The following is a 22,887-nucleotide window of genomic DNA, read 5'->3' as shown; positions in this document are numbered from 1 at the left end:
ATAAACAAAGAATTGCCGTCATGCTTTTTTTATTACAAAAGACAATTAGCAGAGGTGCCATTAGCCAACAGTCGCGTGCCACAACGCGGCGATCGGCCTGGCATCACGTACCCGCAAACCACACCACCGGACCATGCGCGGTACAGGATCTGAATAATCGCTGCCCTGCAAACCGCAGGGTGAACAGCGCTTCCCTTGTCCACCCTTTGGCCGCGGCCCGATCCTACAGCGGCGCCACCCGGCTGGTGCCATCCACAGTGAGGATGCGTACCCGCTGTCCAACCCGGAAGGTCTGGTTGGGTTCCATGGCCTGCACGTAGGCGCGCAGGCTGCCGTCATCCTCGCGCACGGTGATTTCCACCCCCTGGGTGCGGGTGATGCCCTCCTCGGCCGCCGCGCCCAGCATGCCGCCGGCCACCGCGCCGATGACCGCCGCCACGGCACTGCCGCGGCCGCCGCCCACGCCGCTGCCGGCGATACCGCCAACCACGGCGCCGGCGCCCGAGCCGATGGGTGTCTTGGTGCCTTCGATGCGCACCGGCCGCAGGGACTCGATGGTGCCCATGCGCACCAGCTGCACGGTACGCGCCTCACTGCGCGAGTAAGTATCGCCGGTCAGGCTGGAGGCGCAGCCGCCCAGCACCAGCCCGCTCAGGGAAACACTGGCAATCAGTATCAGGGATGTACGCATGGAGTCCTCCGCTTTGACCGAAACACCGTGTTCCGAAGCATGCCCCGGGGCCGCGCCCGGGGTGTCACTTCCAGACGACCGGCAGTTCCGTTAGGGTAGCGGCTTTTGCGCCGGGGTCGGATTGCCATGGACTACTTCATCATCTTCATCGCCACGGCCAGTGGGCTGTATTTCCACTGGTGGTTGATGGTGCGCATTCGCCGCTGGGCCGATCGCGACCTGGCGCTGTCGATGGCCGGCGATGACGCGACGAAACGGGACTACATGCTGCAGAAGCTGGAGCAGGCCAAGCAGGACAAGGTGCCGCGCAAGCAACTGCAGACCTGGCTGGAACAGGCGGCCGGGGAATATGCAGTGAAGTGATGTCGGGCGGGTCAAGGCAACGCCTTGGCCGCCGGACGCGACATCGGTGCATCCGCTGCCTACTTGGACAGGAAGCGCATCCCCTCCTCCAGCCCCTGCAGGGTCAGCGGGAACATCTGATCGTTGGTCAGCTCGCGTACCAGCGAGGTGGACGCGGTGTAATCCCAGGTGTGCTTGGGGTACGGGTTGATCCAGATGAGCTTCTTGTACTTCTCCATGAAGCGGCGCATCCACACGTAGCCGGCTTCCTCGTTCCAGTGCTCGACGCTGCCGCCGGCCTGGGTGATCTCGTAGGGCGCCATGGCGGCGTCACCGACGAAGACGATCTTCCAGTCCGCGCCGTACTTGTGCAGCAGGTCGAAGGTGGAAAAGCGCTCGGTGGTGCGGCGCATGTTGTTCTTCCACACCGACTCGTAGATGAAGTTGTGGAAGTAGAAGAACTCCAGGTGCTTGAACTCGGTCTTGCAGGCGGAGAACAGCTCCTCGCAGACCTTCACGTGCGCGTCCATCGAGCCGCCGATATCCATCAGCAGCAACAGTTTGACCGTGTTGCGCCGCTCCGGGCGCATCTGGATGTTGAGCAGACCGGCGTCGCGGGCGGTGTGGTCGATGGTGCCGTCGATGTCGAACTCTTCGGCCGCGCCCTCGCGGGCGAACTTGCGCAGGCGGCGCAGGGCGACCTTGATGTTGCGGGTGCCCAGCTCCACCTGGTCGTCGAGGTTCTTGTACTCGCGCTGGTCCCAGACCTTGACCGCGCGGCCCTGACGCTTGCCGGCGTCGCCGACGCGGATGCCTTCCGGGTTGTAGCCGCCGGAGCCGAACGGGCTGGTGCCGCCGGTGCCGATCCACTTGTTGCCGCCGGCGTGCTTTTCCTTCTGTTCTTCCAGGCGTTTCTTGAATTCCTCGATCAGCGTGTCCAGCCCGCCGAGGGACTGGATCATCGCCCGCTCTTCCTCGCTCAGGTGGCGCTCGAACTCCTTGCGCAGCCATTCCTCCGGGATCAGCGCCTCGATGTGCCGGTCCAGATCCTCCAGCCCCTTGAAATAGGCGCCGAAGGCCCGGTCGAACTTGTCGAAGTGGCGCTCGTCCTTCACCAGGATCGCCCGCGACAGGTAGTAGAACTCGTCCATGTCGGCGAACACTACGTTGCGCTTGAGCGCATTGATCAGGTCGAGCAGCTCGCGCACCGACACCGGCACCTTGGCCGCGCGCATTTCATTGAACAAACCAAGCAGCATTGCTTACCTCGATGGGCGACTCACAGGTCGCCGCTGTGCTGGGGCAGATCGTCCTGGATGCGGTACCAGTCGGCCTTGGAATCCACGTAGATGTGCGCCTGGGGCACCTCGCCCAGCAGCGAATCCAGCGTGCCGGCGGCCACGCCGATTTCCCCGGCGCGGTCGTCGATGAACTGCAGGGTGGCGCCGCAGCGCCTGCAGAAGGTCCGCGTGATGCCGGGTGAAGACGGGTAACGGGCGACCAGGGCTTCCCCGGCGGTGAAGTGGAACGCCTCGGGCGACACGCCGGCATAGGAGGCGAAGGCCGCGCCGTGGGCCTTGCGGCACATGCTGCAATGGCAATGGGTGACTTCCTCGATGGGCGTGTCGATGCGGTATTTCACCGCCCCGCACAGGCAGCTGCCGTTATGCATCGCTGTGTCCCCTCTCCCATGTTGCCGACGTAGGGTGGGTTAGCCGCGCAGCGGCGTAACCCACCGTCTCGTGCCGCGTTATCGCCTTGGCCAGCCTGGCGGTTACGCTTCGCTAACCCGCCCTACGCCCGTCTTTCGCTTACCGGGAAGCGCGGCGGCTCATGAACGCCAGGCGTTCGAGCAGCATCACGTCCTGCTCGTTCTTCACCAGGGCGCCGGCCAGCGGCGGGATGGCCTTGGTGGGATCGCGCTCACGCAGCACGGCTTCACCGATGTTGTCGGCCATCAGCAGTTTCAGCCAGTCGACCAGTTCGCTGGTGGAAGGTTTCTTCTTCAGGCCCGGCACCTTGCGCACGTCGAAGAACACGTCCAGCGCCTCGGCCACCAGCGCGTTGCTGATGCCCGGGTAGTGCACGTCGACGATCTTCTGCAGGGTCTCGCGATCGGGGAAGGCGATGTAGTGGAAGAAGCAGCGGCGCAGGAAGGCGTCGGGCAGCTCCTTCTCGTTGTTGGAGGTGATGATGATGATCGGGCGCTGCCGGGCCTTGATGGTTTCGTTGGTCTCGTAGACGTAGAACTCCATCTTGTCGAGTTCCTGCAGCAGGTCGTTGGGGAACTCGATGTCCGCCTTGTCGATCTCGTCGATCAGCAGGATGACGCGCTCCTCGGCCTCGAAGGCCTCCCAGAGCTTGCCCTTCTTGATGTAGTTGCGCACATCGTGGACCTTCTCCACGCCCAGCTGGGAGTCGCGCAGGCGGCTCACCGCGTCGTACTCATACAGGCCCTGGTGCGCCTTGGTGGTGGACTTGATGTGCCAGGTGATCAGCCGGGCGCCGAAGGCCGCAGCCAGCTGTTCGGCGAGCATGGTCTTGCCGGTGCCCGGCTCGCCCTTTACCAGCAGCGGGCGCTGCAGGGTGATGGAGGCATTGACCGCCAGCTTGAGATCGTCGGTGGCGACGTAGGAAGGGGTACCTTCGAACTTCATCGGGAAGAATTCCTCGGTGGGGCCGCCCGTCGCGGCGAAACAGGCTGCGACTATACCCCGCACCCGGGATTCTGTGAACGCGACACCAGGTTTCGGTCACGTTCCGGTCGAAGGCAGGCCGACGGGCTACTCACCCTCTTCCAGCGAGCGCTCGAAGCGCGCGCTGAAGGCCTCGATGAAGGCGTTGCGCAGGACGGCAAGGAACACCTGGAAGGGACTGACATCCTGATCGCGAATGGTCCCGGACAGCTCGACCCGGGTGGCGAACTGATCCTTGCGCTGGTTCTTCAGCAGCGTCTGGCCGCCGCCGACGATGGCTTCCCACAGCCCGCGCAGGAAACCCTTGTCCTCGGCCTGGATATCCTGTTCCCAGTCGAACACCTCGACGTTGCGCAACAGCGGCTTGATGTAGCCGCCGAGCTGGCTGTTTTCGGCTTCCACTTCCATCACCAGGTCACCGGTGCCGTCGGCGAAATCGAAACGGCCGTAGGCGCGGCTGAAGTCGTTGAGCTTGACCAGCGGCACGCCGGTGACCCGCAGGCGTAGTTCGAAATCCTCCCAGTCGGTAAAGGGGTCGAAGCGCGCATTGGCTTCCATGGGCGCGACTTCCAGGAAACGCGCTTCGCCGACGAACTCCGCCACGCGGCGCCCCTCGGCATCGGTGCTGTTGGTCAGGTTGTAGAAGGTACCCACCACCTGGTCAGCATGGATGTTCACCTGCGGATCGGAAGTGAAGTTGCGAAACGAGACCTGGCCGTTGCGGATATGCACCTCGTTGAGGGTGATGGGCAGCAAAGCATCCAGGCGGTCCCGCCAGTCCACGCCCTCCCCGGTCTGCTCCTGCCCGGGTTCACGGGCATCCACGAAGTTCAGCTGCGGATCGACGAACGCCACCTCGGCCACCACCGCCCGGTCCTGCCACAGGGCGCGCCAGCTGACGGCAAGGTCGATCAGCGGCGCATCGAGCAGCGGCACCGGCACGCCCCCTTTCTTTTTTTCGATCAGCAGCCCCTCGATCTGGTAGGCGCCGCGCCACCAGGCCAGGTCGACATCGGCGATCTGCCCCCGGTAGTCGCCCATGTCGGCGAGGGTGTCGTTCAGGTAGTTGCGGACCAGTTGAGGCAGCGCCAGATGCAGCAACAACAGCAACAGCGCAATGATCAGCAGGATCCACACTGGCAGGGCCTGACGTCGGTTCATCGGCGACTCTCCCCGGCGGCGTTGTCGTGCAGTTGACCGGCCTTGTCCGGCCCGGTTCGGCTGGACTGACCGACACGACAGGCATAGGCTGACAGACCTCGTCAACCAGCCACCGACGGAATGAACATGAGCCGCATCTTCGCAGACAACTCCCTGGCCATCGGCAACACCCCGCTGGTCATGATCAACCGCCTGGGCCCCAAGGGCGTGACCCTGATGGTCAAGACCGAGGGCCGCAACCCCGGCTATTCGGTGAAGTGCCGGATCGGCGCCAGCATGGTGTGGGACGCCGAGGAGCGCGGCGTGCTCAAGCCCGGCATGACCCTGGTGGAGCCGACCTCCGGCAACACCGGGATCGGCCTGGCCTTCGTCGCCGCCGCGCGCGGCTACAAGCTGATTCTCACCATGCCGGCCTCCATGAGCCTGGAACGCCGCAAGGTGGTCAAGGCGCTGGGCGCCGAGCTGGTGCTCACCGAGCCGGCCAAGGGCATGAAGGGCGCCATCGAGAAAGCCAGCGAGATCGTCGCCAGCGACCCGGCGAAGTACTACATGCCCCAGCAGTTCGAGAATCCGGCCAACCCGGCGATCCACGAGAAGACCACCGGCCCGGAAATCTGGAACGATACCGACGGCGCCATCGACGTGCTGGTCGCCGGCGTAGGCACCGGCGGCACCATCACCGGCATCTCGCGCTACATCAAGAAGACCCAGGGCAAGCAGATCCTCTCGGTGGCGGTGGAGCCGGTCAGCTCGCCGGTCATCAGCCAGGCCATGGCCGGCCAGGAACTCAAGCCCAGCCCGCACAAGATCCAGGGCATCGGCGCCGGTTTCGTGCCGAAGAACCTCGATCTGTCGCTGGTCGACCGCGTCGAACAGATCACCGATGACGAGGCCAAGGCGATGGCCCTGCGCCTGATGCGCGAGGAAGGCGTGCTCTGCGGCATTTCCGGCGGCGCGGCCATGGCCGCAGCGGTACGCCTGGCCGAGCACCCGGACATGCAGGGCAAGAACATCGTGGTGATCCTGCCGGACTCCGGCGAGCGCTACCTGTCCACCATGCTGTTCGACGGCCTGTTCAGCGAGCAGGAACTGGTGCAGTAAGGACGATCCGTGGGAGCGAATTCATTCGCGATCGGGTGCAGGCCAGCACCAAAGGCTTGCGGCTGAATCCGCTTCCACAACCGTGGCGGCCGCCCCGCGCCAGCCATTGAACTTTGCCCGAGCGAAGCGGCCACAGACTACTCAGGGATACTGGAAACCGGGAAGGATGTTGCCGAACCGCCCCTGGGAAACCTGTTCATGGATGCCGCGCGGCAGAACCTCTCCATGGAGACCCTGCGTGGGCTGGCTTGCGTGCTGCTGGTCGCCTATCACGTGGTGGGTTCCGAAGCCCTGGCCAACGGCCTCAGGCTACCGGGTGATCACGAGCTGCATCGCTTCAACGAGGCGCTGAGCCACCTGCGCATGCCGCTGTTCACCTTCATCTCCGGCTATGTGTACGGCTACCGGCCGTTATCCGGCGGGCCTGGCCGTTTCCTGGCCGGCAAGCTGCGACGCCTGGGCCTGCCCTTGCTCTGCGTGGGCACACTGTTCGCCACACTGCAGTACCTGACGCCGGGCACCAGCACCCGACTGGTCCTGGACGAATTCTGGAAGCTCCACCTGTACCCGTTCGCCCATTACTGGTACCTGCAGGCGCTGCTGGTGATCTTCGCCCTGTTCGCCCTGCTGGAGCACAGCGGCCTGACCCGCAGGCACGCCGGCCTGCTGCTGGTGCTGCTGGCTCTTGGCGTGATCTACCCGCACCGCGAACAGCTGCCGGTGCTGTTCTCGCTGCGCCAGGCGTTCTACCTGTTCCCCTACTTCGTCCTTGGCGTGCTGTATTTCCGGATGCTGGAAGCCGCCATCCGGACCCACTCGCGGATCGCGGTGCCGATGCTCGCCCTGCTCTGTCTCGGCTATGGCGGGCTGACGCCCGTGCTGGGCGACACCGGCACGCTCAGCCGCCTGTCCCTGGGCTTCAGCGCCCTGCTGCTCCTGCTGGCCGCGGCATCGAATGTGCGCTTGCGCCTGCTTGCGCGGCTGGGTGTGTATTCCTATGCCATCTACCTGCTGCATGTGTTCTTCACTGCCGGGATGCGCCTGGCCCTGGAGCGCCTGGACCTGCGCCACGACTACCTGGGGTTCCTGTGCGGACTGGCGGCCGGGTTGCTGGGGCCGATTCTCGTCTACCAGGGCTGCGCGCGGCTGCCATGGGCGCGCCTCCTGCTGTTCGGGCAGTCGCCGGCCCGCCGCACACCCGCCAGGCCGCCCGCGCCGGCGGTCTCCGGCTTCCCGCCACCGGCCGACTGACATAAGCTCGCCATTCCATAGCCAGCAGGGATCCCAACATGGCGCAGCAATGGCCGGCCGATATCGCCCGTTCCATCCTCAAGGGCTTCGACGATTACCGCGAGCAGTTCCGGCTGATCACCGACGGCGCGCGCAAGCGCTTCGAGCAGGCGCAGTGGCAGGAAATCCAGCAGGCCTCGGCGGAGCGCATCGCCCTCTACGAGGACAAGGCCCAGGAAACCACCGAGCGGCTGCGCCGGGAGTTTCCCGTCGAGCAGTTGCTGGACGTGCAGCTCTGGCCGCTGGTGAAGAGCGCCTACATCGAGCAGATCAACCCGCGCAGCGACGACGAGCTGGCGGAAACCTGGTTCAACTCGATCTTCTGCCACCTGTTCAGCCATGACTGCATCAGCGACGGCACCATGTTCATCCACACCACCCGCCCGGCGCTGCACCCGCACCGGCGCGCGGCGCAGACGCGCAGCTACCGGCCGAATGGCGACCTCACCGAATTGCTGCGGGCGATCTTCAACGACTACCGCTTCGATGTGCCCTGGATCGACCTGGAAGGCGACCTCGCCCGCCTGGAAGCCACCCTGCAGGCCAACCTGCCGGACTGGGTGTGCAGGGACCCGGCGCTGACCATCGAGCTGTTCTGCTCGCCGCTGTACCGCAACAAGGGCGCCTACCTGGTCGGGCGCATCTACACCCCCGACGAGCAATGGCCGCTGGCGATTCCCTTCGTGCACAAGGAAGGCGAAGGCATTCGCATCGACGCGCTGATCACCGACGAGGCGGATGTGTCGATCATCTTCTCCTTCACCCGCTCCTACTTCATGGTCGATGTGTCCTACCCGGCGGAGTTCGTCGCCTTCCTCAAGCGCATCCTGCCCGGCAAGCACATTGCCGAGCTGTACACCTCCATCGGCTTCTACAAGCAGGGCAAGTCGGAGTTCTTCCGCGCGCTGATTCACCACCTGATCAACACCGACGACCGCTTCGTGATGGCCCCCGGGGTGCGCGGCATGGTGATGAGCGTGTTCACGCTGCCGGGCTTCAACACCGTGTTCAAGATCATCAAGGACCGCTTCTCGCCGTCCAAGAACGTGGACCACGCCACGGTCATCGAGAAGTACCGGCTGGTGAAGCGCGTCGACCGGGTCGGCCGCATGGCCGATACCCAGGAGTTCGCCGACTTCCGCTTCCCGGTGGACAAGTTCGACCCCGAGTGCCTCGCCGAACTGCTGGAGGTGGCCCCTTCCACCGTGGAGCTGCAGGGCGACACCGTGCTGGTGCGCCACTGCTGGACCGAGCGGCGCATGACCCCGCTGAACCTGTACCTGGAAGGCGCCAGCGAGGCCCAGCAACGCGAAGTGCTGGAGGACTACGGCCAGGCCATCAAGCAGCTGGCGGCGGCCAACATCTTCCCCGGCGACATGCTGCTGAAGAACTTCGGCGTCACCCGCCACGGCCGCGTGGTGTTCTACGACTACGACGAGATCTGCTACCTCACCGAGGTGAACTTCCGGCACATCCCGCCGCCTCGCTTCCCCGAGGACGAGATGTCCGCCGAGCCCTGGTACTCGGTCGGCCCCAACGACGTGTTCCCCGAGGAATTCCCACGCTTCCTGTTCGGCGACATCAAGCAGCGCCGCCTGTTCAGCCAGCTGCACGGCGACCTGTTCGATGCCGACTACTGGAAGAGCCTGCAGGACGCCATCCGCGAGGGCAAGGTGATCGACGTGTTCCCCTACCGGCGCGACCGGCAGCAGAGTCTGCAGTGAACCCAGGGGGGCGCGCTTCTTGTGGACGGACTTGTCCGCGAGCTTTTCACTCCCCGTTCACTTGGCCATGGATAACGCATGCCCCGCCCCACCTGCTCCCGCTGCCGACGCCCGTTGAGTCACTGCCTGTGCGCGCTGATCCCGCGCCTGGACAGCCGTACCCGGGTGCTGATCCTGCAGCATCCGGATGAAAGCGGGCATGCGCTGAACACCGCCCGGCTGGCGGCGCTGGGACTGGTGAATGCCGAGCTGCTGGTCGGCGAAACCTTCGGCGACGCGCTGGCCGAGCGCCTGGCCGACCCTGCCTACCGCAGCCTGCTGCTGTTTCCCGGCGCACAGGCCGAACGGCCCGCGCCGCAATCCGCCGAGGAACGCCCGCTGCAACTGATCGTCCCGGACGGCACCTGGCGCAAGGCGCGCAAGCTGCTGTACCTCAACCCCGTGCTGGAAAGCCTGCCGCGCCTGTGCCTGCCGGAGGGACTGACCTCCCGCTACCGCCTGCGCAAGGCGCCGCAGCCGGGGGCGCTGTCCACCCTGGAAGCCATCGTGGAAACCCTTGCCCGGCTGGAGCCGGAGCGGCGCTTCGACGCGCTGCTACGGCCCTTCGAGGCGCTGATCGACGGCCAGATCGCCGCCATGGGCGAACAGACCTACCAGCGCAACCACGGCGCCGGGCACGAGTGATTCGCGTATCATCGCCGCCATGCGCAACGACCCCTTCGAACGCCTCCACCTCGACCGCGAAGTGCTGAGCGTCAGCCAGCTCAACAACCGTGCCCGCCTGCTGCTGGAGGATGTCTTCGCCCAGGTGTGGGTCGAGGGCGAGATCTCCAACCTGGCCCGGCCGGCCTCCGGCCACGTGTATTTCACCCTCAAGGACGGCCAGGCCCAGGTGCGCTGCGCCCTGTTCCGCCAGAACGCCCTGCGCGTGCGCCAGGCGCTGCGCGACGGACTGGCAGTGCGGGTGCGCGGCAAGGTCTCGCTGTTCGAGGGGCGCGGCGATTACCAACTGATCCTGGACAGCGTCGAGCCGGCCGGCGACGGTGCGCTGCGCCTGGCCTTCGAGGCACTGAAGGGCAAGCTGAGCGACGAGGGGCTGTTCGCCGCCGAGCGCAAGCGCCCGCTGCCCAGCCATCCGCGCCGCATCGGCATCGTCAGCTCACCGACCGGCGCGGTGATCCGCGACATCATCTCGGTGTTCCGCCGCCGCGCGCCGCAGGTGGAGCTGACGCTGGTGCCCACCGCTGTGCAGGGCCGCGAGGCCACCGCGCAGATCGTGCGCGCCCTGCAACTGGCCGACCGCCAGGGCTTCGATGCGCTGATTCTGGCGCGCGGCGGCGGTTCGCTGGAGGACCTCTGGTGCTTCAACGAGGAGGCGGTAGCACGCGCCCTGGCGGCCTGTGTCACCCCGACGGTCAGTGCCGTGGGCCACGAAACGGATGTGTCGATCTGCGATTTCGTCGCCGACGTGCGTGCGCCCACGCCTTCGGCCGCCGCCGAACTGCTGGCGCCGCACAGCGCCGACCTGCAGCAGCGCCTGGCGGTGCTGGAGCGCCGCCTGCAGCTGTGCATGCGCCAGCACCTGCACCGCGAACAGCTGCGCCTGGAAGGCCTGCTGCGCCGCCTGCGCCATCCGGGCGAGCGGGTGCAACAGCTGGCGCTGCGTGTGGACGATCTGGAGCGGCGCCTGCATCAGGCCCTGCAGCGCCGTCTGGAGCAATCGCGGGAACGCCTGTTGCGCCTGGAACATCGCCTGGCCAGCCGCCATCCCGGGCGTCAGCTGGCCCTGCTGCGCCAGCGCCTGGACAGCCTCGCCGAACGCCTGCCGCGCGCCACCCTGGCCGGCCTGCGCCAACGCCGCCTGCAACTCGCCGCGCTGGCGCAGACGCTGCAGGTGGTCAGCCCGCTGGCCACTCTGGGCCGGGGCTACAGCATTCTGCTGGATGAACAGGGCCACGCCATCCGCGACGCCCGCCAGACCCACGTTGGCCAGCGCCTGGAAGCCCGCTTGGGCGAAGGTCGCCTGAGCGTGCGCGTGGAAGACAATCACCAGGAGCCGGTGAACCTGTCGCTGCTGGATTGAGCCCGGTCGCGGGGGCGGACTTGTCCGCGAGCTTTCGTGCAGCGGCACAAGGCTCGCGAATGAATTCGCTCCCACAGCTCGTAAGGCGTTCAAGGCATCGTCTTGGCCGCCCTACGCTCTGGACTCGCCTGGGCAGCACTCAATAGAAGCACCCAAAAAACAACACCGGCTCAAGGCCGGTGTCGTGTGGAACGCCATCCGCTGTCGCGATCAGCGTGCCTTTTCGAAGCAGGCCACACCATCGGTGCCGAAGCGATTGGCAGTGGTGTACTCGGAGACGTAGACCAGCTTCCAGCCATCGTACTTGGCGAAAGTCTTGTCCATCTCCTTCTTGGAGCGCATATCCACCTGCTCGCAGCGGGTGGTCACGTTCGCACCGTTGTTGGTATCCCATTTGGCCGAGGTGATATTGGCCGGGGCACAGCCTGCCAGCAGAACGGAGGACAGGGAAAGCAGCAGCAGTTGCTTTTTCATGCAGACATCCTTGCGGTAAGACGGCTAAGAGAAGGGGGCCCGATGCCGGAGGCTGGGCGGCGCAAAGCTATCAATTGGCCATCATCCTGTCCATTCGTCGCTGGCCGCCTCGTCATGCCCCTGGCGGCCAGAAAAACGCTGACCGCCCTATGTTCGCAACCCACCCATCGCCCCGCAGGCCCGCAAATCCTGAATCCGTGCCTCGTCATAGCCCAGTTCGCGCAGCACCTGTTCGCCGTGCTCGCCCGGCGCTGCGCCACTGTGTCGCGGTGGCGGCAGGCCCGCGGAGAACTTCAGCGGGCAGGCCAGCTGTCGCAGCGGGCCGGATGGGCCAGGGACCTCGGTGACCAGGCCGCGCGCCGCGATCTGCGGGTGCTGCAGGGCTTCGGAAAACGACAGCACCGGCTCCACGCAGGCATCCAGGTCGGCGAACAGCGCCTGACAGTCGGCCAGGCTGTGCCGCTCGATCTCGCGGGCGAACGCCTCCTTGAGGGCCTGCTGATCCTCCGCCCGCTGCGACAGGCCGCGCGCCGCCAGCTCCGGACGCCCCAGCGCCTGGCAGAACGCCTGCAGGAACTGTGGCTCCAGGCAGCCCACCGCCAGCCAGCGGTCATCGCGGGTGCGGTAGTAGTCGTAGAAGCCGCCGCCATTGAGCGGCTGGTTCTCCAGTCCCGGCTCCGCGCCGCCGGCCAGCGCGGCGGCGCCACCCAGGGCATGCAGGCTGAAGGCGCAATCGGTCATGCTGACATCCACCTGCTGGCCTTCGCCGTTGAGCTGGCGCTGGATCACCGCGGCCAGCAGACCCACCACGCCGTGCAGCGAGCCGCCGGCCAGGTCGGCGATCTGCACGCCCGGCGGCACCGGACCACTGTCGCGCCGGCCCGTGCTGGCAGCCAGGCCGCTGACCGCCAGGTAGTTGATGTCATGTCCGGCACGCTCACGATACGGGCCAGTCTGGCCGTAGCCGGTGATGGACACGTAGATCAGCCGGGGATTGATGCGCTTCAGGGCCTCATAGCCCAGGCCGAGGCGCTCCATCACGCCGGGACGGAACTGCTCGATGAGGATGTCGTAGTCGCGCAACAGGTCGTAGACCACCTCCCGCGCCGCCGGCTGCTTGAGATCCAGCGCCAGGCTGCGCTTGTTGCGGTTGACCCAGGCATGGGCGGCGGAGGCGCCCTGCACCCGGGGCGGCAGCAGACGTAGCAGGTCGGGCCGGGTCGGCGATTCGATGCGCAGCACCTCGGCGCCGAGGTCGGCCAGCAGCAGGGAGGCGAATGGCCCGGGCAACAAGGTGGAGAAATCGAGGACTTTCAGTGAGGCCAGGGGACCGGTCATGGCGGGCTCCTTCTTGAAGGTCCCGCAAGCCTAGGCCGGCGCGCGTCGCGCGCTCAATGACCCGAACGCTCAGCCGGCCTGATGTAAACGCGCTTGTCCGTGCCCGTCCCGGCTGACTACCATCGAGCGCCTGAGCCAGGGAAGCCACCATGCGCGAACGCACCATCGCCAGCCACTTCGTCCGAGCCGCCCTGCACGGGGCCCAGGCGCGTGACCTGGACATTGCCACGCTGCTCGCCGATGCCGGCCTGCCGCCGGCAGTGCTGGAGGAGACCGCCGCGCGGGTGACCGCCGCACAGTACGCTCGACTGATTCGCCTGCTCTGGCGGCGCCTCGACGACGAATACCTGGGCCTGGCCGCCCAACCCAGCCTGCCGGGCACCTTCGCCATGATGGCCTGCTCCATCATCCATTGCGGCACCCTGGAAAAGGCGCTGCGCCGCGGCATCCGCTTCTACCGGCTGTTTCCCGGCAGCCCCGAATTCAGCCTGCGCCGCGAGGGCGCGCAGGCCTGGCTGTGCCTGCATGTGGACCCGACCCACGATCCGGAGCACTTCCTCAGCGAAAGCCTGTTGCTGATCTGGCATCGCCTGGCCAGCTGGCTGATCGGACAGCGCATCGCGCTGGAGGAGCTTCGTTTCGCTTATCCGCAGCCGGCGCACGTCGCCGAATACGACCTGCTGTTTCCCGGCGTGCGGCACTTTTCCGCCGACTTCACCGGGCTGCGTTTCGTCGCCGCGCACCTGGATCAGCCGCTCCTGCAGGACGAGCACACCCTCAAGCGCTTCCTCGAACAGGCGCCCGCCGACCTGCTCAGCCGCCCGGCGGGCGATGACTCGCTGATCGTGCGCATCCAGCGCCTGCTGGGGCGCGACTGCCGCCAGTGGCCGGATCTGGAGCAACTGGCCCGCCAGCTCAACTGCAGCCCGCAGACCCTGCGTCGGCGCCTGCGCGAGCAGGGCAGCAGCTTCCAGGTCATCAAGGACCAGTTGCGCCGCGACCGCGCCATCTATCTGCTCGGCCGCCCGGAGCTGTCCATCCAGGAGATCGCCGAGCAACTGGGCTTCTCGGAGGCCTCCGCGTTTCACCGGGCGTTTCGCAAGTGGACGCACCTGACACCCGGCGCCTATCGCGAGCCGGTAGAAAAATGAGACAGAACCCCGCTTGCAGCGGCTAACGGAACGGCCAGAATGTAGGCCCTTCGCCTTCCCTGTCCGGATTCGCCATGCTCCTGTCCCGCGGCTTCAAGTCCATCGTCACCACCTGGCTGGCCGGTCTGCTGGCCCTTCTGCCGCTGACCCTGACCCTCGCGCTGGTCACCTGGATCGTCAGCCTGCTCAACCGCTTCGCCGGGCCCTCCACCACGGTCGGCCAGCTGTTCGCGGCACTCGGCTATCCGTTCGTGGAGAGTCCGGGGCTGGCCTACCTGCTGGGCACGCTGATCCTGATCGTTGCCATCTACCCGCTGGGCCTGGCCGTACAGCTGGGACTCAAGGGGCCGCTGTCGAAACTGCTCAAGCTGACGGTCGAGCGTATCCCGCTGCTGGGCAAGCTGTATGGCCTGACCGATCGCTTCGTCGGCCTGCTGGACCAGAAGGAAAATGCCGATATCGCCGCCATGAGCCCGGTGTGGTGCTTCTTCGGCGGCGACGGCGTGGCGGTGCTGGCGCTGCTGCCCAATCCGGAGCCCGTCGTGATCAATGGGCGGCGCTACCTCGCAGTGCTGGTGCCTACCGCGCCGATTCCGGTGGGTGGCGGCCTGCTGTACATGCCGGTGGAATGGATCAAGCCGGCGCAGATGGGCATGGACACCTTCACCAGCATCTACGTGTCGATGGGCATCACCCCCCCGCCCTACCCGCCTGCGGATAGCCGGCCGACGGAGCGGGTCGACTGATCAGCTCCGGGCCAGGCGCAGGATCTGCAGGCTGGCCAGCAGGAATACCCCCGACAGCAGCACCAGCAGCGGCAGCCAGCCGGCGTGGCTCCACACCCAGCCGCCGCAATAGCCGATGACACTGGAACCCAGGTAGTAAGCACACAGGTACAGCGCCGAGGCCTGCGCCTTGGCGCCCCGGGCGCGTTGCCCGACCTGGCCGCTGGCGACCGCATGGGTAGCAAAGAAGCCCAGCGTGACCAGGCCGAGACCGAGCGCCACGCCGGGCAGCCAGGGCAGCGCACACAGCGCCACGCCCAGTAGCATGATCATGAGGCCGCCGAGCATCACGCGCGGGGCGCCGAAACGCGGCACCAGCCGCCCGCCCCAGCCCGCGCTGAGGATGCCGACCAGGTAGACGGTGAACAGCAGGCCGATCACCGTCGAGGACAGCCCGAAGGGGGCCGCCGCCAGGCGGAAGCCGATGTAGTTGAACAGCGCGACGAAGCCGCCCATCAGCAGGAAGGCGACGCTGAACAGGATGCGCAGTTCGCGGTTGGCCAGGTGCAGGCGAAAGTTGTTCAACAGCGTGCGCGGCGACAGCGGCTGGGCACGGAAATGACGTGACGGTGGCAGCAGCCAGTGGAACAGCAGCAGCGCCAGCAGGCCAAGCGCGGCAATGCCGCCCAGGGCCAGTTCCCAGCCACCCAGATCGGCGAACAGACCGGCGAGCAGGCGACCGAGCAGCCCGCCGAGCGCGGTGCCGCCGATATACAGCCCCATCGCCGCCGGCAGCGACGGCGGGTCGAACTCCTCGCCCACATAGGCCATGGCCAGCGCCGGCAGGCCGCTGAGCGCCAGCCCCAGCAGGGTGCGCAATACCAGCAGCAGCTGCCAGTCATCGACCAGCGCGCAGGCGATGCCCAGCACACTGGCCAGGCCCAGGGCGCCCACCATCACCGGTTTGCGCCCCCAGCTCTCGGCCAGGGCGCCGGCCACCAGCATGGCGAGGGCCAGGCTCAGGGTGGTCAGCGACAGCGCCAGGCTGCTGCTGGCGGCGGACACGCGAAAGTGCGCCGCCAGCAGCGGAAGCAGGGGTTGCACGCAGTACAGGAGAGCGAAGGTGGCAAAACCGGCACAGAACAGCGCCAGGGTGGCCCGGCGGTAATCGGCACTGCCGCGCTGGATATAGCCGGCAGAATCGGAGGAGGCAGACATTCGGGTAAAGCGCTCGCGGTTCGCCCCGGACAAGGGCGGCGCGCAGCCTACCACTTCTCCTCCCGGCCTGCAGGACAAAATGACGCAGGGAACCTGTGAGCGATCTCACTGCCTCCTTGATAGGTCACGCAGCGGAGAACACGTCATGAGCGCCCCCTCTTCCGGCGGCCTTGCCCAGGCCGAGATCCAAACCCGCGAACTTACCTACCAGAGCGCCGACGGCACGCCGCTGTGCGGCTACCTGGCCTATGACGAGGCCGAGGAAGGCCCGCGACCGGGTGTCCTGGTGGCGCCCGAATTCTGGGGGCTCAACGATTACATCCGCAGGCGGGCGCGCGAGCTGGCCGCGCTGGGCTACGCCGCCCTGGCGCTGGACATGTACGGCGACGGCAGGACCACCACCGATCCGGCCGAGGCCCGCTCCCTCATGCAGGCCGCCACGGCCAGTGTGGAGCTGACCCGGCAGCGCTTCGAGGCGGCACTGGATGTGCTGCTGCGCCAGCCTGAAGTCGACCCGCGCCGGATCGGCGCGATAGGCTACTGCTTCGGCGGCAAGCTGGTGCTGGACATGGCGCGCCAGGGCCTGCCGTTGGCGGGCGTGGTCAGCTTCCATGGCCGGCTGACGCCTGCGGTGCCGGCCACGCCGGGCAGCGTCAAGGCCCGGGTGCTGGTCGAACATGGCGAGGCCGACAGCATGACCACGCCGGCGCAGCTGCAGGCGTTCCAGGACGAAATGCGCGAAGCCGGCGCGGATTGCCGGCTGGTGATCCACCCCGGCGCCCGCCACGGCTTCACCAACCCGCAGGCCGACCAGCGGCGCACGGATACGCTCGATATCGGCTACCAGCGCGAAGCCGACGCGCGCTCGTGGGCAGACATGAAGGCGTTTTTCGCGGAGGTGTTCGTGTAGGGCGGCCGCCATGGTGGCCAACGCGCTGCGTTGGCCACCCTACGAGCCGGCAACAAAAAAGGGCGACCGAAGTCGCCCTTTTTCCAGCAGGAAAGCAGAACTTAGTTCTGGTTTTCCATCTGAGCACGGATCAGATCACCAATGGTGGTCGGACCGGTGGACTCGGATTCCTGCTTGGTACGCAGTTCCTTCATCGCGTCCTTCTCGTCCTCGACGTCCTTGGACTTGATGGACAGGCTGATGACGCGGGACTTGCGGTCGATGCTGATGATCTTGGCTTCGACTTCGTCGCCTTCCTTCAGCACGTTACGGGCGTCTTCGACGCGGTCACGGCTGATTTCGGACGCCTTCAGGGTCGCTTCGATGTCGTTGCCCAGGTCGATGACAGCACCCTTGGCGTCAACTTCCTTCACGGTACCGCGAACGATGCTGCCCTTCTCGTGGGTGGCGGCGTAGCTGGAGAACGGATCGTCTTCCAGTTGCTTGATACCCAGGGAGATGCGCTCACGCTCCGGATCGACGGACAGGATGACGGTTTCCAGCTCGTCGCCCTTCTTGAAGCGGCGAACAGCTTCTTCACCCGGCTCGTTCCAGGAGATGTCGGACAGGTGAACCAGGCCGTCGATGCCGCCGTCCAGGCCAATGAAGATACCGAAATCGGTGATCGACTTGATGGTGCCGGAGATGCGGTCGCCCTTGTTGAACTGGCTGGAGAAGTCTTCCCACGGGTTGGACTTGCACTGCTTGATGCCCAGGGAGATACGACGACGCTCTTCGTCGATGTCCAGAACCATGACTTCCACTTCGTCGCCGACCTGAACGACCTTGGACGGGTGGATGTTCTTGTTGGTCCAGTCCATTTCGGACACGTGCACCAGACCCTCGACGCCTTCTTCCAGCTCGGCGAAGCAGCCGTAGTCGGTCAGGTTGGTGACGCGAGCCTGAACACGGGTGCCTTCCGGGTAGCGCGCCTTGATGGCGACCCACGGATCTTCGCCCAGCTGCTTCAGACCCAGGGAAACGCGGTTGCGCTCGCGGTCGAACTTCAGGACCTTGACGTCGATCTCGTCACCAACGTTGACGATTTCCGACGGATGCTTGATGCGCTTCCAGGCCATGTCGGTGATGTGCAGCAGGCCGTCCACGCCGCCCAGGTCGACGAACGCGCCGTAGTCGGTGAGGTTCTTGACGATACCCTTGACCTGCTGGCCTTCCTGCAGCGATTCCAGCAGAGCTTCACGCTCGGCGCTGTTCTCGGCTTCCAGGACGCTGCGACGGGAAACGACAACGTTGTTGCGCTTCTGGTCCAGCTTGATGACCTTGAATTCCAGTTCCTTGCCTTCCAGGTGAGTGGTATCACGCACCGGACGCACGTCGACCAGGGAGCCCGGCAGGAACGCGCGGATGCCGTTGACGTCGACGGTAAAGCCGCCCTTCACCTTGCCGTTGATGACGCCCTTGACCACTTCTTCAGCAGCGAAAGCAGCTTCCAGAACGATCCAGCACTCGGCGCGCTTGGCTTTTTCGCGGGACAGCTTGGTTTCACCGAAGCCGTCTTCCACCGCGTCCAGCGCGACGTGAACTTCGTCACCTACCTTGATGGTCAGCTCGCCCTGTTCGTTATAGAACTGCTCGACCGGGATGACGCCCTCGGACTTCAGGCCGGCGTGGACAGTGACCCAGTCACCGTCGATGTCGACCACGATACCGGTGATGATCGCACCGGGTTGCATGTCCAGGGACTTCAGGCTTTCTTCAAAAAGTTCTGCAAAGCTTTCGCTCATGTTGATTCCTGTAGTTCAAGGGCGGTCGATCCGCCCAAAGCCACACTCCAGCCTCATGTGGGTTCGTTCATGTAAAAGACGCCCGCAGGACATGGACTGGTTCCCTGCAAGCGTCCTTGCGACCCTTCGTATGGCGAAGCGATCGACTTACCCGACGAGTCCGCGGGCAGCGGCTTCGCCAAGAATTCTTTCGAGCACCTGCTCGATGCTCAGTTCGGTCGAGTCCAGCAGCAGCGCATCCTCGGCCGGCTTGAGCGGCGCGGTGGCCCGCTGCGTGTCGCGCTCATCGCGCGCGCGGATCTCCTCGAAAAGACCCGCGAGGTTAACAGCCTCGCCCTTTTCCTTCAACTGAAGATAGCGACGGCGTGCGCGTTCTTCCACGCTGGCCGTCAGGAAAATCTTCAGCGGCGCGTCAGGAAACACCACCGTGCCCATGTCGCGACCGTCTGCAATCAGCCCCGGCGCGGCACGGAAGGCGCGCTGGCGATCCAGCAGCGCGGCGCGCACCGCCGGCAGCGCGGCAACCCTGGAGGCGCCGGCGCCGGCCTGCTCGGTACGGATGGCGCGGGTGACGTCCTCGCCATCCAGCAGGGTGACCTGTTCCTGACCGGGCTGACCAGGCACGAACTGCACGTCGAGCTGGCCGGCCAGCTCGACCAGCGCCGCTTCATCGGCCAGGTCGATGCCCCGCTTGCCGGCCCCGTGGGCCAGCAGGCGATAGATGGCGCCCGAATCCAGCAGGTTCCAGCCCAGGCGATTGGCCAGCAGGCCGGCCAGGGTGCCCTTGCCCGAGCCGCTCGGGCCGTCGAGGGTGATGACAGATGCGGTCATGGTCAGGATTCCTTCGCCACGCGGATCCCCACCTGCTCGGCCAGCGCCAGGAAGTTGGGGAACGAAGTGGCGACGTTGGCGCAATCGTGGATGCGGATCGGCGCCGTGGCGCGCAACGATGCGACGCTGAAGGACATGGCGATGCGGTGATCGCCATGGGCCCAGACTTCGCCGCCGCCGATCGGGCCGCCGTGAATGATGATGCCGTCCGGGGTCGGTTCAGCCTTCACGCCCAGGGTCTGCAGACCATCGGCCATGACCTGGATACGGTCGGATTCCTTGACGCGCAGCTCTTCGGCGCCACGCAGCACGGTGCGCCCTTCGGCGCAGGCGGCGGCGATGAACAGCACCGGGAATTCGTCGATGGCCAACGGCACCAGGTCCTCGGGGATGTCGATGCCCTTGAGCTTGGCCGAGCGCACGCGAATGTCGGCCACCGGCTCGCCGCCCACTTCACGCTGGTTTTCCAGACTGATGTCACCGCCCATCAGCCGGAGGATGTCGATCACGCCGGTACGGGTCGGGTTGATGCCCACATGCTCCAGCAGCAGCTCGGCGCCCTCGGCAATGCTCGCGGCGACCATGAAGAAGGCCGCCGAGGAGATATCCGCCGGCACTTCGATCTGCGTGGCGGTCAGCGTGTGGCCGCTCTCCACCTTGGCGGTGGCACCCTTGACCTCGACCGGATAGCCGAAGCCGCGCAGCATGCGCTCGGTGTGGTCGCGGGTCGGCGCCGGTTCGGTCACCGAGGTTTCCCCCGCGGCATACAGGCCGGCCAGCAGCAGGCAGGATTTGACCTGGGCGCTGGCCATCGGCATGTCGTAATGCATGCCCACGAGCTTCTGGCCGCCGCGAATGGTCAGCGGAGGACGACCCTCCGGGCCGGTCTCGATCACCGCACCCATTTCGCGCAGCGGCTTGGCCACCCGGTTCATCGGCCGCTTGGACAGCGACGCGTCGCCGGTCAGGGTGGTGTCGAACGGTTGCGCGGCCAGCAGGCCGGAGAGCAGGCGCATCGAGGTGCCGGAGTTGCCCATGTACAGCGGGCCGGCCGGCGCCTTCAGGCCGTGCAGACCGACGCCGTGCACGGTGACGCGGCCCTTGTGCGGGCCCTCGATGACCACGCCCATGTCGCGGAACGCCTGGATGGTGGCGAGCGCGTCCTCACCTTCGAGGAAGCCCTGCACCTCGGTCACGCCGTCGGCCAGCGAGCCGAGCATGATCGAACGATGGGAGATGGACTTGTCGCCCGGCACGCGGATTCGGCCGTTGACGCTGCCGCCCGGCTGGGCGAGGAAGATCAGATCGTTATTGGAATGCATGGCGTCCACATAGGCCCGGCGGGCCAGGATTTTGCTGAAATGCTCGCGGGCCACCCGGGCGCGGGTGAACACGCCCAACAGGTGATGCCCATCCCCTTCGACCACCGCGGCGCGCAGAGCGTCGAGGTCGTCGCGAAAATCGTCCAGTGCCTGCAGTACGGCATCCCGGTTGGCCAGAAAGATGTCGTGCCACATCAATGGGTCGCTGCCGGCGATGCGCGTGAAATCGCGAAAGCCACCGGCGGCGTAGCGGAATATCTCCAGGTTCTCGTTGCGCCTGGCCAGCGAGTCCACCAGCGTGTAGGCCAGCAGGTGCGGCAGATGGCTGGTGGCGGCCAGCACCTGGTCGTGGTGCGCCACGTCCATGTGCTCGACATCGGCGTCCAGCGCGCGCCACAGGTGACCGACCAGCGCCAGCGCGTCGGGATCGGTCTCCGCCACCGGCGTGAGAATGACCTTGTGGCGGCGGAACAGCTTCGGATTGGCCGCCGTCACGCCGCTCTGCTCGGAACCGGCGATCGGATGGCCGGGCACGAAGCGCGCCGGCATGTGACCAAACGCCTGGCGCGCGGCGCGCACCAGGTTGCCCTTGGCGCTGCCCACGTCGGTGATGATGGCCTGCCCCAGCTCCAGCTTCGCCAGTTGCGCCAGGACCTTTTCCATGACCAGGATCGGCACCGCCAACTGGATCACATCGGCGCCCTGGCAGGCGGCGGCCAGCTCGGCCTCGCAGCGATCCACCACGCCCAGCTCCACCGCCAGACGGCGGGACTCGGCATCCAGGTCGACGCCCACCACCTCGCGGAACAGGCCGGTGGCGCGGATGCCCTTGGCAAAGGAGCCGCCGATCAGGCCCAGGCCGACCACCACCAGACGGCCAAGCTGCGCCTCGCGGGGGTGCTTGAGATCAGCCACGCAGGACTTGCTCCAACGCGTCGAGGAATCGGGCGTTCTCCGCCTCGGTGCCCACCGACACGCGCAGGAAGGTCGGCATGGCGTAACCGGCCACCGGCCGCACGATGACGCCCTGGCGCAGCAGCGCGGCGTTGATCGGCGCGGCGTCGCGACCGAAGTCCACGGCCAGGAAGTTGCCGCGCGAGGGAATCCACTTCAGCCCCAGCGCCTGCAGGCCGGCTTCCAGCTGGCGCATGCCGGCGCGGTTCACCTGGCGGCTGCGCAGCACATAGTCCTCGTCATCCAGCGCGGCGCTGGCGGCGACCAGGGCCAGGCTGTTGACGTTGAACGGCAGGCGCACGCGATTCAGCACGCCGGCGATCTCCGCCGAGGACGCGCCGTAGCCGATGCGCAGGCCGGCCAGGCCGTAGGCCTTGCACAGGGTGCGCGAGACCAGCAGGTTTGGGTAACGCGACAGGTAGGCGAGGCCGTTGGGCAGCTCGCCCGGCTCGGAGAACTCGATGTAGGCCTCGTCCAGCACCACGACGACATGCGCGGGCACGCGAGACAGGAAGCGTTCCAGTTCCTCGGTACCGAACCAGGTGCCGGTCGGGTTGTTCGGGTTGGCGATGTAGGCGACCCGGGTGTTGGCGTCCATGGCGGCGATCAGGCCATCCAGGTCATGGCCGTAATTGATCGCCGGCACCACGCGGCTTTCCGCGCCGGTGGCCTGGGTGGAAATCGGGTAGGCGGCGAAGGCATGGGCGCTGAACACGGCGTTCAGGCCAGGCGCCAGGAAGGCGCGCGCCACCAGATCGATGATGTCGTTGGAACCGTTGCCCAGGGTGATGCCCGCCGGATCGATGGCGAACCTGGCGGCCAGCTTCTGCTTCAGCGCATAGCCGCTGCCGTCCGGGTAGCGGGTCAGCTCGGGCAGCGCATCCTGAATGGCGGCCAGCGCCTTCGGGCTCGGGCCCAGCGGGTTCTCGTTGCTGGCCAGCTTGACGATCTGCGCCGGGTCCATGCCCAGCTCGCGAGCCAGTTCCTCGATCGGCTTGCCGGTGACGTAGGGGGACAGCTTCTGCACGCCCGGCACGGCCAGGGCAAGGAAATCAGCACTCATGCGTATAGCCTCGACGGCCAGCGGGCCCC

At 66.5% G+C, this 22,887-nt stretch carries 21 protein-coding genes; 9 read left to right on the top strand and 12 right to left on the bottom strand.

Annotation, left to right across the window (positions count from 1 at the left end):
* Nucleotides 1-223: 223 nt before the first annotated feature.
* Nucleotides 224-691 (bottom strand): outer membrane lipoprotein, encoded by a 468-nt coding sequence (locus tag SF06_RS13260; RefSeq protein ID WP_039561986.1) that lies wholly within the window; start codon nt 689-691, stop codon nt 224-226.
* A gap of 126 nt (nt 692-817) precedes the next feature.
* Here SF06_RS13260 and SF06_RS13255 point away from each other — a divergent pair, with 126 nt between their 5' ends.
* Nucleotides 818-1,054 carry a hypothetical protein gene (locus tag SF06_RS13255; protein ID WP_039561985.1) on the top strand — a complete coding sequence of 79 codons (237 nt, stop codon included), beginning with the start codon at nt 818-820 and terminating at the stop codon, nt 1,052-1,054.
* A gap of 59 nt (nt 1,055-1,113) precedes the next feature.
* Here SF06_RS13255 and SF06_RS13250 read toward each other — a convergent pair whose 3' ends face one another.
* The 4 genes from SF06_RS13250 to SF06_RS13235 all read right to left on the bottom strand — a co-directional run bounded on the left by SF06_RS13250 (nt 1,114) and on the right by SF06_RS13235 (nt 4,890).
* Entirely contained in the window at nt 1,114-2,292 is a 1,179-nt protein-coding gene (locus SF06_RS13250) for a vWA domain-containing protein (RefSeq protein ID WP_039561983.1), read from the bottom strand.
* 20 nt (nt 2,293-2,312) lie between these two features.
* Complete coding sequence (locus SF06_RS13245; protein WP_039561981.1) at nt 2,313-2,705, bottom strand: GFA family protein; 393 nt, start codon at nt 2,703-2,705, stop codon at nt 2,313-2,315.
* A gap of 139 nt (nt 2,706-2,844) precedes the next feature.
* The gene (locus SF06_RS13240) at nt 2,845-3,690 is read right to left on the bottom strand and encodes an AAA family ATPase (protein WP_039561980.1); all 846 of its coding nucleotides are present in this window, start codon (nt 3,688-3,690) and stop codon (nt 2,845-2,847) included.
* A 126-nt stretch (nt 3,691-3,816) separates the two neighbouring features.
* Nucleotides 3,817-4,890 (bottom strand): DUF748 domain-containing protein, encoded by a 1,074-nt coding sequence (locus SF06_RS13235; RefSeq protein WP_039561978.1) that lies wholly within the window; start codon nt 4,888-4,890, stop codon nt 3,817-3,819.
* Nucleotides 4,891-5,016: 126 nt separating this feature from the next.
* On the opposite strand from SF06_RS13235, the gene cysK reads away from it, so the two are divergent.
* From cysK to xseA, 5 genes are all read left to right on the top strand, one after another.
* Nucleotides 5,017-5,991 carry a cysteine synthase A gene (gene cysK / locus SF06_RS13230; protein WP_039561977.1) on the top strand — a complete coding sequence of 325 codons (975 nt, stop codon included), beginning with the start codon at nt 5,017-5,019 and terminating at the stop codon, nt 5,989-5,991.
* A 198-nt stretch (nt 5,992-6,189) separates the two neighbouring features.
* Nucleotides 6,190-7,242: an acyltransferase family protein gene (locus SF06_RS13225; protein ID WP_052199821.1), complete on the top strand. Its 1,053-nt coding sequence runs from the start codon at nt 6,190-6,192 to the stop codon at nt 7,240-7,242.
* Nucleotides 7,243-7,280: 38 nt separating this feature from the next.
* Nucleotides 7,281-9,005 (top strand): bifunctional isocitrate dehydrogenase kinase/phosphatase, encoded by a 1,725-nt coding sequence (aceK, locus tag SF06_RS13220; protein WP_039561976.1) that lies wholly within the window; start codon nt 7,281-7,283, stop codon nt 9,003-9,005.
* A 78-nt stretch (nt 9,006-9,083) separates the two neighbouring features.
* Nucleotides 9,084-9,689, top strand: a complete 606-nt coding sequence (locus SF06_RS13215) for a tRNA-uridine aminocarboxypropyltransferase (protein WP_039561974.1) — start codon at nt 9,084-9,086, stop codon at nt 9,687-9,689.
* Nucleotides 9,690-9,708: 19 nt separating this feature from the next.
* Entirely contained in the window at nt 9,709-11,088 is a 1,380-nt protein-coding gene (xseA, locus tag SF06_RS13210) for an exodeoxyribonuclease VII large subunit (RefSeq protein WP_039561973.1), read from the top strand.
* Between the two features lie 210 nt (nt 11,089-11,298).
* Here xseA and SF06_RS13205 read toward each other — a convergent pair whose 3' ends face one another.
* Both SF06_RS13205 and SF06_RS13200 read right to left on the bottom strand, forming a co-directional pair.
* Nucleotides 11,299-11,562, bottom strand: coding sequence for a hypothetical protein (locus SF06_RS13205; RefSeq protein ID WP_039561971.1), 264 nt, complete (start codon nt 11,560-11,562; stop codon nt 11,299-11,301).
* 147 nt (nt 11,563-11,709) lie between these two features.
* Entirely contained in the window at nt 11,710-12,900 is a 1,191-nt protein-coding gene (locus SF06_RS13200; protein ID WP_039561970.1) for a CaiB/BaiF CoA transferase family protein, read from the bottom strand.
* A 149-nt stretch (nt 12,901-13,049) separates the two neighbouring features.
* Between SF06_RS13200 and SF06_RS13195 the strand changes: the two genes are divergently transcribed.
* On the top strand, nt 13,050-14,051 hold the full coding sequence (locus SF06_RS13195; protein ID WP_039561968.1) for an AraC family transcriptional regulator: 1,002 nt from the start codon (nt 13,050-13,052) through the stop codon (nt 14,049-14,051).
* A gap of 74 nt (nt 14,052-14,125) precedes the next feature.
* Nucleotides 14,126-14,797: a DUF502 domain-containing protein gene (locus SF06_RS13190; protein WP_039561966.1), complete on the top strand. Its 672-nt coding sequence runs from the start codon at nt 14,126-14,128 to the stop codon at nt 14,795-14,797.
* On the opposite strand, the gene SF06_RS13185 is transcribed toward SF06_RS13190, so the two are convergent.
* Entirely contained in the window at nt 14,798-15,994 is a 1,197-nt protein-coding gene (locus SF06_RS13185) for an MFS transporter (protein ID WP_039561963.1), read from the bottom strand.
* Nucleotides 15,995-16,139: 145 nt separating this feature from the next.
* On the opposite strand from SF06_RS13185, the gene SF06_RS13180 reads away from it, so the two are divergent.
* Nucleotides 16,140-16,904: a dienelactone hydrolase family protein gene (locus SF06_RS13180; protein WP_039561961.1), complete on the top strand. Its 765-nt coding sequence runs from the start codon at nt 16,140-16,142 to the stop codon at nt 16,902-16,904.
* A gap of 101 nt (nt 16,905-17,005) precedes the next feature.
* Here SF06_RS13180 and rpsA read toward each other — a convergent pair whose 3' ends face one another.
* The 4 genes from rpsA to hisC form a co-directional block, all read right to left on the bottom strand.
* A complete protein-coding gene (gene rpsA, locus SF06_RS13175) occupies nt 17,006-18,688 on the bottom strand; it encodes a 30S ribosomal protein S1 (RefSeq protein ID WP_039561958.1) in 1,683 nt (560 codons plus the stop codon).
* 147 nt (nt 18,689-18,835) lie between these two features.
* A complete protein-coding gene (gene cmk, locus SF06_RS13170) occupies nt 18,836-19,519 on the bottom strand; it encodes a (d)CMP kinase (RefSeq protein WP_039561955.1) in 684 nt (227 codons plus the stop codon).
* A gap of 2 nt (nt 19,520-19,521) precedes the next feature.
* Nucleotides 19,522-21,756 carry a bifunctional prephenate dehydrogenase/3-phosphoshikimate 1-carboxyvinyltransferase gene (locus tag SF06_RS13165; protein ID WP_039561953.1) on the bottom strand — a complete coding sequence of 745 codons (2,235 nt, stop codon included), beginning with the start codon at nt 21,754-21,756 and terminating at the stop codon, nt 19,522-19,524.
* Nucleotides 21,749-22,858: a histidinol-phosphate transaminase gene (hisC, locus tag SF06_RS13160; protein WP_039561951.1), complete on the bottom strand. Its 1,110-nt coding sequence runs from the start codon at nt 22,856-22,858 to the stop codon at nt 21,749-21,751. The genes SF06_RS13165 and hisC overlap by 8 nt, the downstream gene beginning before the upstream one ends.
* Nucleotides 22,859-22,887 lie beyond the last annotated feature (29 nt).

The sequence above is a fragment of the Pseudomonas flexibilis genome (genome assembly GCF_000802425.1).
GTDB classification, from domain to species: Bacteria; Pseudomonadota; Gammaproteobacteria; order Pseudomonadales; family Pseudomonadaceae; genus Serpens; species Serpens flexibilis.
Note: the sequence above shows the minus strand (reverse complement) of the source record. Positions and strands in the feature narration are given on the sequence as shown.